Genomic DNA, 14,863 nt, shown 5'->3' on the forward strand with positions numbered 1-14,863 from the left:
CCCGGTCGTCTTGTTTTCTCCGCCTTAGTGAGCGGCCGCGAGCAACGTCTGCTGGGGCGGCGTGTAGTTCAGCACGGTGCCGCCGTTGCCGTCGGAGGCGAGCACGAAGGACGAGGCCGAGTATTGCGCCAGCAGAGCCCAGGAGTAGCTCTGGCCGCCGTCGGTCGTGACCGTCAGATTGTTCGCGCTGTCGACATCGACACTACTGACCACCGTGTTGCGGAAGTCGATGGTGTCATCGCCGCCGAAATTGGCGATCGAGCCGGCCAGGCCCGCCGGCATGTCCAGCACCAGCGTTGCGCCGCCGGAGCCACCGAAATCGACGTTCTGGAGCAGGCCGCCAGCGTAGACATGCTCGCTGCCGCCATCCAGATGCGCGTTTGAGACGTTGCCGCCCGCCCCCACATCCTGCTCGCCACCGCCGCTGACCGTCGTTGCGGTCGCAGCGCCTGCGACGAACTGATAGCCGCCATTGATCGTCGCGCTGCCGTCGGTAGCGCCGGCGTCCACGTACTGGAAGCCGCCGGCTGCGATCGTCGTGCCCGTTGTCGCGCCACCGGAGCCGACATATTGCCGCCCACCGGCATTGATGACGGTGCCGGCAGCGTGGCCATTGCCGAGCACCTGCTGATTGCCGTCGAGCACGGTGTCGGTGACGGTACCTTGGTAAACATCCTGGTAGCCACCCGCCGCGACCGTCGTTCCGGCGGCGCTACCGCCCTGATAGACGTGTTGGGAGCCGCCACTCGCGACGAGGACGCCATTCGCCGTGCCGTAATCGTATTGATTGCCGCCGGCGCCCACCGTCGTGCCCGTCGCCGTTCCGCTCAGATATTGCGTTCCGCCGTCGATCGTCGAGTTGACGTCGCGGCCGCCGGCGGCAACGGACTGCTGTCCGCCAGCCTTGATCGTGGTGTGGGCCGAGGTGCCGTTAGCGTAGACCTGCCCGAAACCGTACAACAGGGTATCTGTCGCACGCCCACCGGCGCGGATGTCCTGATAGCCGCCGGCTTCGATCATCGCGCCGGTCGTGCCGGTGCCAAAAACATGCTGCTGGCCGCCGTTCTTGACCACCGATCCGGTCGAGATGCCGTAGTCTTCTTCGATTCCGTTGCGCAAGACGGTCGCCCCGACCGAGGTGCCGCGGACAACAAGGCTCGGGTTGAAGGACGAGGAGGCCGCCGCGACGATCGCGTTCTCAAGTGAGGCGCCGCTCGCTAGCGTGTAGCCAAAGGCGAGAGGGATCGATTGCGACACGCCGGTATTGCCGGGGGCGTCGCGCAGACGGGCCGTCACATAGGAAAGTCCGGTTGCCGGAGACAGATTGTCCAGCCGCCAGGTGCCGTCGGCGGCGCTGGTGACTGCGTGATCCGTTGGACCAAACGACAAGGTGAGCGCGGAGGTCGCGTCAGCCAGGTCGAGCGTGCCCCGGACGGTGATCGAAAAGGGCGTTGCATCGGAATTTTCGATGCTCGTGATCGCGAGGACGGGGGCGGTCGCATCGACCGTAAAGGTGAATGCGGGCCCGGGGTTGCTATGGTTGCCCAGGCTATCCGTGGCGGTCGCGGCGTAGCTGTAGGTCGAGCCGTCCTGGAGGCCGGACACGCCGAGGCTCCAGCTGCCGTCGCTGCCAACCGTGGTGACGCCAACGACGGAATTGTCGCCGGCATTCGTGAGTGACGGTGTCTCCGGCATTGCCGGAGCCGGACAGGGTCGTCATCCCGCCATGGAAGTGCGCCGCGTTGATGTAATTGTTGCCGTCCGCACCCGGCGTCACGTCCGCATCGACGATCGTCAGGGCCGGAGGCGTGCGGCTGATCGTATATTGCGTGGTGGTCGAATTCGGCGCGGTGAGGAAAACATCCTCGCCGGTCGAGGAGTTGCTCGTTGTCCACTCCACCACCACGTCGGCTTTTCCGTCTCCATTGAGGTCACCGACGGTGATTCCGTTGGCGCCCGAAGCGAGCGGCAACGTCACCGCCGGGCCGAACGTGCCGTCACCGCGACTGTAGAAGGTCGAAAGCGTATTGTTGCTGCTAGCGACCACGGCGAGGTCCGTTTTACCGTCGCCATTGAAGTCCGCGGCCGCCAAGTTCCAGATGGGCGCCGGTGTCAGGAAGGTCTGTGGCGACGCGAAGGTGCCGTCGCCGTTGCCGAGCAGGATCGCAATCGAGTTGTTGGTTCCGAGTGCAAGATCAAGCTTGCCGTCGCCGTTGAAGTCGCCGCTGATCGTTCTGGATGAGGTGCCGGCCGTGATCGGGGATTGGAACGTGCCATCCCCGTTGCCAAGCCGCACGGCAACCGGCGAACTTGACGAGTCCTGCACAAGCAGATCGATCTTTCCATCGCCGTTGAAATCTCCGCTCGCGAAGGCGTTGGAGGCATTCGTGGCAATGGGCGATCCGAAAGAACCATCGCCGTTACCGAGCAGCAGCGACGTGCCGATGTTGTTCGACATGATCACGTCGGCCCTGCCGTCGCCGTTGAAGTCGGCAAACGCCCTGATATTGCCGCCAGTGCTGCCACCCGTCGCATACTTCGTCGCCGCCGCGAACGTGCCGTCGCCATTGCCCAGCCTGACGTCCAGGGTCCCGGTGAAGATGTTGCCCATCAGGACGTCCAGCTTGCCGTCGCCGTTGACGTCGCCGAGTCGAATCGACGATTCCAGCTCCGAGGCGCCGGTCAGCGAGGTTTGCGTGAACTGGCCCGTGCCGTCATTGTTCCTGACATCAAGAAAGTATGCGGAAGCGCTGACGGTTCGGATGTACACCATATCCTGCTTGCCATCGCCGTTGACGTCGCCGACCGCCGCCGTGTTGATGATGCTGAAGCGCGGACCGCTCATCTGCGTTTCGGACTGGAACGGCCCGACATAATAGCCGCTGGAATCGTGCACATTGGTGCCGGTCAGTTGCAGCCCCAGCGAACCGCTGCCCGAGCCGGTGTTGACCGTGACCGTGTAGCTCGCGCCGTTGCTGCCAGCCACCGGCGTGATGTCCGTGATGCCGGCACCATTGATGCTCCCCGTCGTGGCGAGGGTGAACTGATCGACCGTGACGCCGGACACCGGCTTCGAAAAGGTGACGGTGTAGTGCACGACGGACGCGTCGGTCGACGACGGATCGGTGCCTGTGATGCTGACGAGCGTCGGAAGAACGGGGATGAGTGGCATGGGGATTCCCTGGCGTGGCGCTTGATGCGAGGATTCGAATTGCACGCCGGCTCCGGACAGGCCGACGCCAAGCGCAACTGATCGCGCGGCAGCAATTCGAAATTGCACGCCGTGCTCTCTACATCTGCGACCCTACAGGGACTGCTTGTCGGTTATGTTACACATTAACGATAAACAACATAACGCAGGGAGCCTGTGCCTCGCAGAAACCGGTCCCTCGCAAGATCGACAGACGATCCATGCGAGAGTTGCGCCGCGGTCAATTTGAACGGGCATCGGCGCTATGGAAGCCAATGCCCGTCCGTCTTGGTTTTGCCTGCCTTAGTGAGCGGCCGCGAGCAAGGTCTGCTGTGGCGGCACATAGCTCAGCATCGTTCCGCCGTTGCCGTCGGCCGCGAGCACGAAGGACGAAGCTGCGTACTGCGCCAGCAGCGCCCAGGAGTAGCTCTGGCCGCCGTCGGTCGTGACCGTCAGATTGTTCGCGCTGTCGACATCGACACTACTGACCACCGTGTTGCGGAAGTCGATGGTGTCGTCAGCGCCGAAATTGGCGATCGCGCCAGACAGGCCCGTCGGCGCGTCGAGCACCAGCGTTGCGCCGTTCGAGCCGCCGAAATCGACGTTCTGGAGCAGGCCGCCAGCGTAGACATGCTCGCTACCGCCGTCGAGATGCGAATTCGCAGCGATGCCGGTTGCGCCGACATCCTGCTCGCCGCCGCCGCTGACGGTGGCGCCGGTCGCCGTGCCCGCCACGAACTGGTAGCCGCCGCTGATCGTGGCACTGCCGTCGGTGGCGCCGGAGTCCACATACTGGAAGCCGCCGGTCTCGATGGTCGTGGCGGTGGTTGCGCCGCCCGAACCGACATATTGCCGCCCGCCGGCATTGATGGTGGTGCCGGTGGCATGGCCGTCCGTGAGCACCTGCTGCTCACCGTCGAGCACGGTGTTGGTGACTGTCCCCTGGGAAACGTCCTGATAGCCGCCCGCCGCAACGGTCGTGCCATCCGCACTGCCGCCCTGATAGACATGCTGGATGCCGCCGCTCTCGACAAGAACCGCGATAGACGTCCCGTAGTCGTACTGAACGCCGCCTGCGCCAACGGTCGCGCTCGTCGTTGACCCGACGATGTACTGCCGGCCACCAGCGATGGTCGCACCGCTGTCGGTGGCGCCGGCGTCGACATACTGGAAGCCGCCGATCGCGATGGTCGTATTGGTGGTCGCGCCACCGGAGCCGACATATTGCCGGCCACCGGCATTGATGACGGTGCCGGCAGCCTGGCCACCGGCAAGCACCTGCTGATTGCCGGCGAGCACGGTGTTGGTGGCCGTCCCCTGGTAGACGTCCTGATAGCCGCCCGCAGCAACGGTGGTGCCGCTGGCACTGCCGCCCTGATAGACGTGTTGGGAGCCGCCGCTCTGGACCATTGCGCCGGTCGCTGTGCCGTAATCGTATTGATTGCCACCCGAGCCGATCGTGGCATTCGCGCTGCTGCCCGTCACATATTGCGTACCGAAGACAGTCGCATCGTGGTCGGCGCCGGCCGTGCTTTGGGTGCCAAGAGCCTCGATGACGGTGCCGTAGGTGCTGCCGTTGACGTAGATGTTCTGGAGTCCGCCCGACTTGATCGTGGTGTGGATCGCCGTGTTGCCGACCGTTTGCGTGCCATAAAGCACCGTGTCCTTGGCGGTCCCCTGGAAGCTCACGAGCTGAGTGGCGCCAGCCTGCACCAGGGTCCCGGTCGCCGTGCCGTATTCGAGCCCTTGGCTCCCACCATTGTATATCGTTGCCCCGGTCGAGGTCCCGCGGACGATTTCGCCCGCGCCAGAGAGAACGATCGCGCCGGTCTCCGCGGCGTTGGAATCCACGGTGAAGAAACTGTCGACAACCACCGCGTTGGCGAGCTGCGTGCTGGAGACAAGCGTATAGTTGCCCCTGATGAGCGTATAGGTCGGCGAGGCGCCGACATTGCCTGCGGCATCCGAGAATCTAGCCACGATCGTCGTCAATCCGTATGGCACGACCTGGCTATTGAACTGCCACGATCCGGTCGCGCTGGAGACGATCACGTCGGTCCCTCCGATCGAGACGGTCACCTGCGCCGGCACGTCGGTCGTCCCCTGCAGGGTGACCTTCGGGTTTGACACCGACGAGTCGGCCGACAAATTGATGCCCGTGATCCCGAGCGATGCGGTCGCATCGACCGTGAAGGTGAACGCCGGGCCGACGCTGCTGTTGCCGTGGGAGTCGGTCGCAGCCGCGACATAGCTGTAAGTGGTGCCGTCCTGCAGGCCGGACACGCCGAGGCTCCACGTGCCGTTCTGGCCGACCGTGGCCGTGCCGACGACTGCGTGAGTCATGGCGTCGGTGACCGAGATGGTGTCGCCGGCATTGCCGGTGCCGGCCAACGTCGTCGCCCCACCATGGAAATGCGCCGCGTTGATGTAATTGTTGCCGTCGGCGCCGAGGGTGACGTCCCCGTCGGTGATGGTCAGAGCCGGCGACGTCCGTACGATCGTGTACGCCGGTCCCGTCTCGCTGGATGAACCGGTCAGCAGGATATCGGTGCCCGAACTTTGAGTGAAAGGATTGGTGCCGAATTGATATCCGACCAGAACGTCGGCCTTGCCGTCGCCGTTCAGGTCACCGGCGCCGATCTGCCCGGCGGTCTTGTCGAGCGGCGAGATCCTCACTTGCCCGAACGTGCCGTCGCCGTGACCGAAGAAGGTCGAGAGCGTGTTGTTGGTTCCGACGACCACGAGATCAGCCACGCCATCGCCGTTGATGTCGGCGACCGCGCCGGATCCGATCGTACCCGCCGCCTGAAGAGTCGTCCCGGACGAGGTGAAAGTGCCGTCGCCGTTGCCGAGCAGGATCGAGATTGTGGCGCTGCTGACGGCCGCCATGTCGAGCTTGCCGTCACCGTTGAAATCGCCGGTGAGGACAGATGTCGCCGTCCCGACCGGGGACGACGGAGCCTGGAACGTGCCGTCACCATTGCCGAAGCTCAGCGCTATTGCCAGATTGGTCGAATTCCTCGTCACGAGGTCGAGCTTGCCGTCTCCATTGAAGTCACCATAGGCGATGGAGCTGACCCCGAGATTCGTGGTGATGGCAGTCCCAAACGTACCGTTGCCATTTCCTGGCAGGACCGTACTGCCGACGACGATGTCGAGCACGCCATCGCCGGTCACGTCGATCACTTTAGGTGTTTGATAGACGCCGCTGCCGGCGGAATAGCTCGTGTTGGCCCCGAACGTGCCGTTACCGTTGCCGAGACGAACAGTCACGGTACCGTCGAGGGTGACCTGTGCGATGTCCAGCTTGCCGTCGCCATTCAGATCGGCAAGCGCCAGCAAGGGCAATAGGCCTGGGCTCGAGGTGTTCGAGGCTGAGGAGAAGTGACCGGTGCCGTCGTTCAGCGCCACGCTGACGTAGCTCGGGTTGACGAAAAAGTTTGTCCCCATCACGACGTCCAGCTTCCCGTCTCCGTTGACGTCGCCGATCGCGAAGGACGTCGGGCTGTTTACGGTCAGCTTCGATTCGGATTGGTACGGTCCGACATAGTAACCATTGGTATCGTGGACGTTGCTTCCCGTGAACTGGAGCGCCACCGAGCCGGAGCCGAATCCGGTATTCACCGTGACCGTATAGCTCGAAAGATTGCTGCCGGCGACCGGTGTCACGTCGGTGATGCCCGCGCCGCCGATGCTGCCACTCGTTGCAAGGCTGAACTGATCAATCGTGACGCCAAGAACAGGCTTCGAGAACGTGACGGTGTAGTGCACCGTTCCGGCGTCGGTCTGGGTCGGATCGGTCGCTGTGATGCTGGTGATGGTCGGAAGATCGGGGATGACGGGCATCTGAATTCCCTGCGGTGGCGCGTGTTGATGCGAGGATTCGAAATGCACACTGGCCCCGGAAAAACCGGCGCCAGGCACATTCGATCGCACGGCAGCAATTCGAAATTGCACGCCGTGCTCTCTACATCTGCGACCCTACAGAGGCTGCTTGTCGGTTATGTTACATGATAACAAAAATAACATAACAGGGAGAGGCTGTGGATAGTCGGCCTCATAGCTCCAGCAGACCGCCGTCCCCATTTTCGTCGGCGAAGGCCAGCAGCGTGCCCTTGGCGTTCCAGGCAATCGCTGCGACCGGAGGGGTGCCATTGCGGCGGACCAGGATCTCGGCGCCGTCCTCGAGCCGCACCATCAGCACGGTGCCGTCGCTGTAACCGGCGGCGAGGATGTCGTTCTTCGGATGGCAGGCGACCACCGACACGCGCGCCTGCAGCGGCGCGAGCATCGCGGGCTCCTTGCCCATCGGGCCGTCCTTGCTGCCGAACGGCCAGATGATGATGGTGTCGGCACCCGAAGTCGCCAACCCTTTGCCGCCCGCGCTCCAGGACATCGAACGGACGCGGCCGGGATAGCCGGTCATGCGCATGTGCCTGTTGTCGGCAAGCCGCCAGCCGTGCAGCGCCGCCTCGTGCATCGTGGTGACCAGGAACTTGTTGTCGGGGCTGAAGGTGACGCCGAGATGCGAGCCGGCCCAGGGCAGGAATTCGGCGGATCCTTCCATGTTCGGAAACCACAGCGTCGCGCCGTTGTAATGCGCGATCGCGAGCCGCAGGCCCTTCGGCGCGAAGGCGAGGCCGCCGACGGTCGAGGGCACCTCGAGCGACTTCTCCTCGGTCTTGCCGCTCTTGACGGTGGCCGTCTTGCCGGCCGACCAGGCATAGGCCCCGTCGGGATGCAGCGCCACCGCGTCGATCCAGCGCCGCTTGGGGTCGGTGGCGAGCAGCGTCACCTCACCCTTGGCGTCGAGCGACACGACCTTGCCGTCGTCGCCGCCCATGATGAGGCGCTTGCCATCGGAGGCGGTCGACAGAATGCCGCCGCCATGCACGGCGACCGTCGTGATCTCGCCCTTGGCGTCGACGAACGCGACATTCTCCTCGCCGCTGACGAAGGCGGCGCGGGGCCCGAGGAAATACACCGAGGTCACGCCCATGCCGAGCGTAACAGGCTTGACGCGATCGGTGACGGAGACGATCGAGGCGGAATCGGGGGCCGGCGTAAATTCTTTCATCACGAGACGATGCAGCTCTCAAAACCCTCGCGAATGGCCTTTTCCGGCAATTCGCGACCGATGAAGACGAGGCGGCTCTCGCGCGGCTCGCCGTCCTTCCACTTCCGCTGGTGGTTGCCCTCCAGCATCATGTGGACGCCCTGGAAGACATAGCGGTCATCATCGTCGTGGAAGGCGAGGATCCCCTTCGAGCGCAGGATCTTGCCGCCCTCGACCTGCACCAGGTTCTGGAGCCAGGGCATGAACACGTTCGGATCGAGCGGCTTGTCGGTCTTGAGCGACAGCGACTGCATGTCCTCGTCGTGATAGTGCTTCAGGCCGTGGCCGTGATCATGGTGGTGATGGTCGTGGCCATGGTGGTGATGATCATGGTCGTGGTCATGATCATCGGCCTCCAGGAAATCCGGCTCGATGTCGAGGATGCGGTCGAGGTCGAAGGCGCCGCGGTCGAGCACGTCCGCCAGGGCGACCGAGCAGCGCTCGGTGCGATGCAGCTTGGCATAGGGGTTGATGGCGCGGATGCGGGCCTCGACCTCGGCAAGCTCCGGCTTGGTGACGAGATCGGTCTTGTTCAGCACGATGACGTCGGCGAACGCGATCTGGTTCTTGGCCTCGGGCGCATCCTTGAGCCGGTCGGACAGCCATTTGGCGTCGGCGACCGTGACGACCGCGTCGAGCCGCGCGTTCTTCTGCACGTCCTCGTCGACGAAGAAGGTCTGGGCGACAGGCGCGGGATCGGCAAGGCCGGTGGTCTCGACGATGATGGCGTCGAACTTGCCCTTGCGCTTCATCAGGCCGTCCATGATGCGCACGAGGTCGCCGCGCACGGTGCAGCAGATGCAGCCGTTGTTCATCTCGAACACTTCCTCATCGGCGCCGATGATGAGATCGTTGTCGATGCCGATCTCGCCGAATTCGTTGACGATGACGGCGTATTTCTTGCCGTGGTTTTCCGACAGGATGCGGTTCAACAGCGTGGTCTTGCCGGCGCCGAGATAGCCGGTCAGCACGGTCACGGGAATTTTTTGGGACGCTTCAGACATGACAACTCCGGGTCGGGCTTTTCCGCGCGACGCGAGGCGGGGTGGCCCCCTGCCCTAGTGGTCAAGCGCGCTGGTCAGGGCCTTTATATTGTGCCTGACCATATCAATGTAAGTGGGTGCAAGCCCCTTTTCGCCGGTCAAACCGTCCGAAATCAGGGTCCCGCCGACCTTGGCCCCGGTCTCGGCCGCGATCCGCCGGATCAGACGGTCATCACTGATGTTTTCCAGGAACACAGCCGGGATCTTTTGGGCCTTGATCTGGCCGATGATGGCGGCGATGTCCCGCGCGCTGGGCTCGGTCTCCGTGGAGACCCCCAAGGGGGCCACGAACTGGACACCGTATTCGGCGGCGAAATAGCCGAAGGCGTCGTGGGTGGAGATCACCTTGCGCCGCTCCGGCGGGATTTTCGCCACGGCCTCCCGCACCTCGCGGTCGAGCGCTTCGAGCTTGTCCAGATAGGCCTTTGCCCGGGCGCGGAAGAACTCGGCGTCGTCAGGGTCGGCCGCGGCCAGCGCATTGGCGATGTCGCTCACATAGATCCTGGCGTTGGGGACGGACTGCCAGGCATGCGGATCCGCGGCCGAGCCGAGCTTCAGCGGTACGATGCCGGCACTCACGGTGACCACCTGCGCCTTGCTTCCTGCGGACTGCACCAGACGGGGCAGCCAGCCTTCGAGGCCGAGCCCGTTGACGATGACGAGGTTTGCATCCGCAATCCGCTTCGCATCGCTTGGCGCGGGCGTGTAGACGTGGACGTCGCTGTCGGGGCCGACCAGCGTCGTGACGTCGACCCGATCGCCGCCAACGGTCCGGACGAAATCGCCGAGGATCGAGAAGCTCGCGACGACGTTGAGCCGCTCGGCCGCATGCAGCGGCGAGGCGATCAGCAGGAGCACACAAAGCAGGAGACGCCGCATCGTCACGCTTCCAGATGCCGGCCGGGAAACATCTGCCGGACGATACCACCGACGCGGCCGAACAGCACCGAGACGATGTAAAGCACCGTCGCCAGCAGAATGATCGCAGGGCCCGACGGCACGCGGGTCTGGAACGACAGCACAAGGCCCGCATAGCCCGAGACGGCGGCAGCGACGACGGCGATGCAGATCATCACAGTGAGATCGCGCGACCAGAACCGGGCAATGCCCGCCGGCAGGATCATCAGGCCCACCGCGAGCAGCGTGCCCAGCGCCTGAAAGCCATTGACGAGGTTGATCACGACGAGCGCGAGGAAGGCGAGATGCGCGGGACCGCCGGCGCGGCTGACGGTGCGCAGGAACAGGGGATCGACGCTCTCGATCACCAGCGGGCGATAGATCACCGCGAGCACCAGCAGCGTCACCGTGGCGTTGAAGGCCACCACCAGCAGGGTCTGGTCGTCCATCGCGAGAATGTTGCCGAACAGCACGTGCAACAGGTCGATGTTGGTGCCCTTGATCGAGACGATGGTGACGCCCAGCGCCAGCGAGGCCAGATAGAAGGTCGCAAGCGAGGCGTCCTCCTTCAGCCCGGTCGAACGCGCGACCACGCCGGCGAGGATCGCAACCGCAAAGCCTGCAACCAGGCCGCCGGCCGTCATCGCGAACAGATTGAGGCCGGAGAGCAGGAAGCCGACGGCCGCGCCAGGCAGGATCGCATGCGCCATGGCATCGCCGACGAGGCTCATCCGCCGCAGCATCAGGAACACGCCGATCGGCGCGCCCGCCAGCGACAGCGCGATCACGGCGGCGAGCGCGCGCCGCATGAACTCGAATTCGGTGAACGGGCCGATCAGCGCGTCATAGATCATCTGCGATCACGCCGCCCGCGAGTGTCCGTCCTCGGCGCAAGCCGTGGCACTATCGTCAAAAGCCTCGCACATCCGCATCGCGACCAGCAGGTTTTCCGGCGTCAGCACCTCCGCCGTCGGTCCCCAGGCCACGGGGCCGCGCGCCAGCACCAGTGTTTCGGTGAAATGGTTGCGCACCATTTCCATGTCGTGCAGCGCGGCGAGCACGGTGCGGCCTTCGCCGTGCCAGTGCTTCACCAGCGCGAGCAGATCGGCCGTGGTCTTGCTGTCGATGGCGTTGAAGGGCTCGTCGAGCACGATCAGGCGCGCGTCCTGGAGCAGCACGCGCGCGAACAAGATGCGCTGCATCTGCCCGCCCGAGAGCGTGCCGATGGGGCGGTTCTCAAAGCCGTTGAGGCCGACGGAGGCGATCGCGCGCAGGATCTTCTCCCGCGCAGCCTTGCCGATGCCCCCGAACAGGCCCGCGTCGCGCCACAGCCCGGTGCCGACGAAGTCGAACACCGAGATCGGGAAGCTGCGGTCGATCTCCGCGCTCTGCGGCAGATAGGCGATATCGCGGCTATCGAGCCCGCCGAGATGGATGCTGCCGTCGAGCGGCCGGAGGATGCCGACGATGCCGCGCAACAGCGTCGACTTGCCGGCGCCGTTCGGGCCGATCACGGCGACCAGCGCACCGGAGGCGACCTCGCCGTTGAGATGATGCACGGCCGGATGCCGGTCGTAGCCGAGCGTGACATTATGGAAGTGCACGGCCGCCATGGTCACCTCATCGCCAGGAAGACCACGCCCCAGAGCACGGCGCAGACGGCAAGCGCGGCCGCGAGGCGGCCGGCCATGGTCATGCGCAGGATCGACCAAGGCGCGTCCTGGGCCGGATGGGGCGAGGCCGCATCATGGACATGGGCGTGGGTATGGTCGTGCCCATGCGAATGCCCGTCGCCATGAGAATGGTCATGAACGTGGTCGTGGTGATGGGCGTGGGACGCGGCGGGAACCATGCCAGCGACGTTATATTATAACATTACCCCTGTCCACGGCCGGCTCAGGGCTTGCCGATCACCATCGCGATGGCGGCGGCGACGAACGGGAACGGCACCGAGACGGCGCAGCGGAACCAGACGAACCGGGCCGGCATGAACGGGATTTCCCATAAAATCACCCGCTGGAAGGCGAACAGGGCCCAGGCCACGACATAGGCGACCACCTGCGGCACCCCACCGCCCGACTTCAGCGCTACCGTGCCGATGGAAAAGCCGATCACGGGTCCGCCGGGGGTGGCGGCGCCGGCGACCACGGCGGTCGCAACCCCGAGCCAGCCGCTGTCCGGCCCGAGCCAGCCGGTGATCACCTCCTGCGGGATGATGGCGGCGATGTAGCCGGAGCCGATCACTCCGAGCGCAATGCGCGGCACGATGTTGATGAAGTCCATGGAGCCTTCGCGGAGCGAGGCCTTGAACACCGGTGGGCCGCGGCGGAAGGCGATCAGGCCGACGCCGAACACCGAGCCCCACAGCAGGATGTCGATCAGAAGCGCCGCGCTCAAGTCTCGTCGTCCTTCGCGGCCGGCTGCGGATAGATCCGGACATAGACGAAGCGGCCGAGCGCGCCGGCGAGCACCGGCAGCGGCAGCGAGATCAGGATCCGCCACAGTGTGAAGTCGGTGCCCATGATCGGGATTTCCCAGGCCACCGCGCGGCCGTACCCGATCAGGGTCCAGCTCACGACCATGGCGATGGTGGCGCCGAAATCGGCGCCGACAGCGAGCAGCGCGCTCGCCACCGGATAGGCGGTGAAGGGTCCGCCCGGCAGGATCGCGCCGAAGGCGGTGCCGATCAAAAGGCCCATCAGGCCCGATTTCGGCCCGAGCGAGCGCGAGACTTTTTCGTGCGGCAGGATTTCGGAGATGAAGGCCCCGAGCAGGCAGCCCGCCAGCACGCGCGGCAGGATGCCGCCGAACAGCGAGAGGTCGTGCGTGAGAATCTCCAGGACACCGTCTGTGCCATCACGCCGCCAGACCAGGCCCGCGCTCACCGCCACCAGCACCGCGATGATGATGGTCGACCAGCCGATCGGCTTGCGCACACGCCCCGGCCGCGGCTCGGACTCCGCGTCCTCGGCAGGCGCCGGATTGTTCGGGGAAGGCTCTGACAACGGGCTCGGTGGGCTCGAGGGTGATGCCCATCCTGATTAAGGGCGCCGCCCATGCGATGCAAACAGTACGATGATGGGAAGCGATGCGCATCTCGCGCAGGGCCATGCGAAGCAGCAGTCGAATTCCGCACAGCAAAAAGGCGGCCGCGCATGCGACCGCCTCTTCGAGTTCGTCATCCCGGAGCGGCGACGCCGCACCCGGAAAGTGTGATGGCTCAGGCCTTGTCGAACAGGGACTCGACGTATTCCCAGTTCACGAGGTTCTCGACGAAAGCCTTCAGATAGTCCGGACGGCGGTTGCGATAGTCGATGTAGTAGGAGTGCTCCCAGACGTCCACGCCGAGGATCGGGGTAGCGCCGTGCACCAGCGGATTCTCGCCGTTCGGGGTCTTGGCGATCTCGAGCTTGCCGTTCTTGACCTGCAGCCAAGCCCAGCCGGAGCCGAACTGGCCAACGCCGGCCGCCTGGAAGTCCGTCTTGAACTTCTCGAAGCCGCCGAGGTCCTCGTTGATCTTCTTCTCGAGCTTGCCCGGCAGCTTGGTGCCGCCGCCATTGGGCTTCATCCAGCTCCAGAAGTGGATGTGGTTGTAGTGCTGGCCGGCATTGTTGAACACGGCCGGGTTCTTGCCGAACGAGCCCTTGACGATCTCCTCAAGGGACTTGCCTTCCCATTCGGTGCCCTTAAGCGCGTTGTTGCCGTTGGTGACGTAGGCCTGATGATGCTTGTCGTGGTGGAATTCCAGCGTCTCCTTCGACATGAACTGGCCGAGGGCGTCATAGGCGTAAGGGAGTGGGGGCAGCGTAAAGGTCATGGGTTGTTGTCCGCGACTGATGGGGAACTGGCTTAACGGGGACTCTTATAGAAGGTTCCACCGCCGTTAAATACCGCCAATTTGCGAAATTGCGTGATGCGGCCGATTGGCCGGATTGCATAAAATCGACGCATCGTGGGGCGCGCTTCGACAGGCCGTAAAATATCATTGCCTTTGAGGCGCTTATGGCAGAACGAACGCACCACGGCGCGGAGATGCGAAAGAGAAGGCAATGAGCATCGAGATCGACATCCTGAACGGCGACGCTTCGTGGCGGATCGCACAGCCCCTGCTCAGTGCGGTCTGGGGACGCGACGCCGCCGAGAAGCCGTCGTGGAGCCACGTTAAATGGGCCAATGCCGACCTTCGCGTGCTGATCGAGACGCCCGAGGACGGCCTCGTCTGCCACGTCGGCATCTACTTCCGTACCGTCACCTGGAATGGACAGAAGGTTCACATCGGCGGCATCGGCGGGGTCTGCACCCGCGAGGACCGGCGCGGCCGCGGCTACGCGACCATGGCGATCGACGCAGCCATCCACACCATGCGCGCCAACGAGGCGGTCCGTTTCGGGCTGCTGTTCTCCGAATCGAACAATTTTGCGTTCTACGAGGCCCGCAGCTGGCTGCCCTTCAAGGGCGAGGTCTATTGCGAGCAGCCGGAGGGTCGGATCCGCTTCGACTACATGGCGCCCTACGTCTTCAACATCGTCCGCGCGCCGACGCTGGGCACCATCGACCTATGCGGCCTGCCCTGGTGAGCCCTGCGTGAGGGGAGGACTGGCGCGAAGATGCTGCGCC

The 14,863-nt window shown here is 64.6% G+C and carries 13 protein-coding genes; 1 reads left to right on the forward strand and 12 read right to left on the reverse strand.

The features are described 5' to 3' along the window. Nucleotides 1–24: 24 nt before the first annotated feature. From AB7245_RS41035 to AB7245_RS41090, 12 genes are all read right to left on the reverse strand, one after another. The gene (locus AB7245_RS41035; protein ID WP_439035599.1) at nucleotides 25–1,605 is read right to left on the reverse strand and encodes an AIDA repeat-containing protein; all 1,581 of its coding nucleotides are present in this window, start codon (nucleotides 1,603–1,605) and stop codon (nucleotides 25–27) included. Further along, nucleotides 1,550–3,067, reverse strand: coding sequence for an FG-GAP repeat domain-containing protein (locus AB7245_RS41040; RefSeq protein ID WP_439035600.1), 1,518 nt, complete (start codon nucleotides 3,065–3,067; stop codon nucleotides 1,550–1,552). Before AB7245_RS41040 ends, AB7245_RS41035 begins: the two co-directional genes overlap by 56 nt. 426 nt (nucleotides 3,068–3,493) lie before the next feature. Beyond that, on the reverse strand, nucleotides 3,494–7,036 hold the full coding sequence (locus AB7245_RS41045) for an FG-GAP-like repeat-containing protein (protein WP_135214790.1): 3,543 nt from the start codon (nucleotides 7,034–7,036) through the stop codon (nucleotides 3,494–3,496). Between the two features lie 211 nt (nucleotides 7,037–7,247). Further along, nucleotides 7,248–8,267, reverse strand: a complete 1,020-nt coding sequence (locus AB7245_RS41050; RefSeq protein WP_085398987.1) for a WD40 repeat domain-containing protein — start codon at nucleotides 8,265–8,267, stop codon at nucleotides 7,248–7,250. Continuing rightward, nucleotides 8,267–9,310, reverse strand: a complete 1,044-nt coding sequence (locus AB7245_RS41055) for a CobW family GTP-binding protein (RefSeq protein WP_014491771.1) — start codon at nucleotides 9,308–9,310, stop codon at nucleotides 8,267–8,269. Before AB7245_RS41055 ends, AB7245_RS41050 begins: the two co-directional genes overlap by 1 nt. A gap of 54 nt (nucleotides 9,311–9,364) precedes the next feature. Next, nucleotides 9,365–10,228 (reverse strand): metal ABC transporter solute-binding protein, Zn/Mn family, encoded by an 864-nt coding sequence (locus AB7245_RS41060; protein WP_085398986.1) that lies wholly within the window; start codon nucleotides 10,226–10,228, stop codon nucleotides 9,365–9,367. A gap of 2 nt (nucleotides 10,229–10,230) precedes the next feature. Continuing rightward, a complete protein-coding gene (locus tag AB7245_RS41065) occupies nucleotides 10,231–11,100 on the reverse strand; it encodes a metal ABC transporter permease (protein WP_085398985.1) in 870 nt (289 codons plus the stop codon). A 6-nt stretch (nucleotides 11,101–11,106) separates the two neighbouring features. Then, on the reverse strand, nucleotides 11,107–11,859 hold the full coding sequence (locus AB7245_RS41070; protein WP_071909401.1) for a metal ABC transporter ATP-binding protein: 753 nt from the start codon (nucleotides 11,857–11,859) through the stop codon (nucleotides 11,107–11,109). Nucleotides 11,860–11,861: 2 nt separating this feature from the next. Beyond that, complete coding sequence (locus AB7245_RS41075) at nucleotides 11,862–12,098, reverse strand: hypothetical protein (RefSeq protein WP_085398984.1); 237 nt, start codon at nucleotides 12,096–12,098, stop codon at nucleotides 11,862–11,864. 44 nt (nucleotides 12,099–12,142) lie between these two features. Further along, a complete protein-coding gene (locus tag AB7245_RS41080) occupies nucleotides 12,143–12,643 on the reverse strand; it encodes a hypothetical protein (protein WP_008138982.1) in 501 nt (166 codons plus the stop codon). Continuing rightward, nucleotides 12,640–13,251, reverse strand: a complete 612-nt coding sequence (locus AB7245_RS41085; protein ID WP_085398983.1) for a permease — start codon at nucleotides 13,249–13,251, stop codon at nucleotides 12,640–12,642. The genes AB7245_RS41080 and AB7245_RS41085 overlap by 4 nt, the downstream gene beginning before the upstream one ends. Nucleotides 13,252–13,466: 215 nt before the next feature. Beyond that, nucleotides 13,467–14,063: a superoxide dismutase gene (locus AB7245_RS41090; RefSeq protein ID WP_063985730.1), complete on the reverse strand. Its 597-nt coding sequence runs from the start codon at nucleotides 14,061–14,063 to the stop codon at nucleotides 13,467–13,469. A 232-nt stretch (nucleotides 14,064–14,295) separates the two neighbouring features. Here AB7245_RS41090 and AB7245_RS41095 point away from each other — a divergent pair, with 232 nt between their 5' ends. Next, nucleotides 14,296–14,823 (forward strand): GNAT family N-acetyltransferase, encoded by a 528-nt coding sequence (locus tag AB7245_RS41095; protein WP_063985731.1) that lies wholly within the window; start codon nucleotides 14,296–14,298, stop codon nucleotides 14,821–14,823. The last annotated feature ends 40 nt before the right edge of the window (nucleotides 14,824–14,863 follow it).

It is taken from the genome of Bradyrhizobium sp. 604_D8_N2_3 (assembly GCF_051810765.1).
Classification (GTDB): Bacteria; Pseudomonadota; Alphaproteobacteria; order Rhizobiales; family Xanthobacteraceae; genus Bradyrhizobium; species Bradyrhizobium barranii.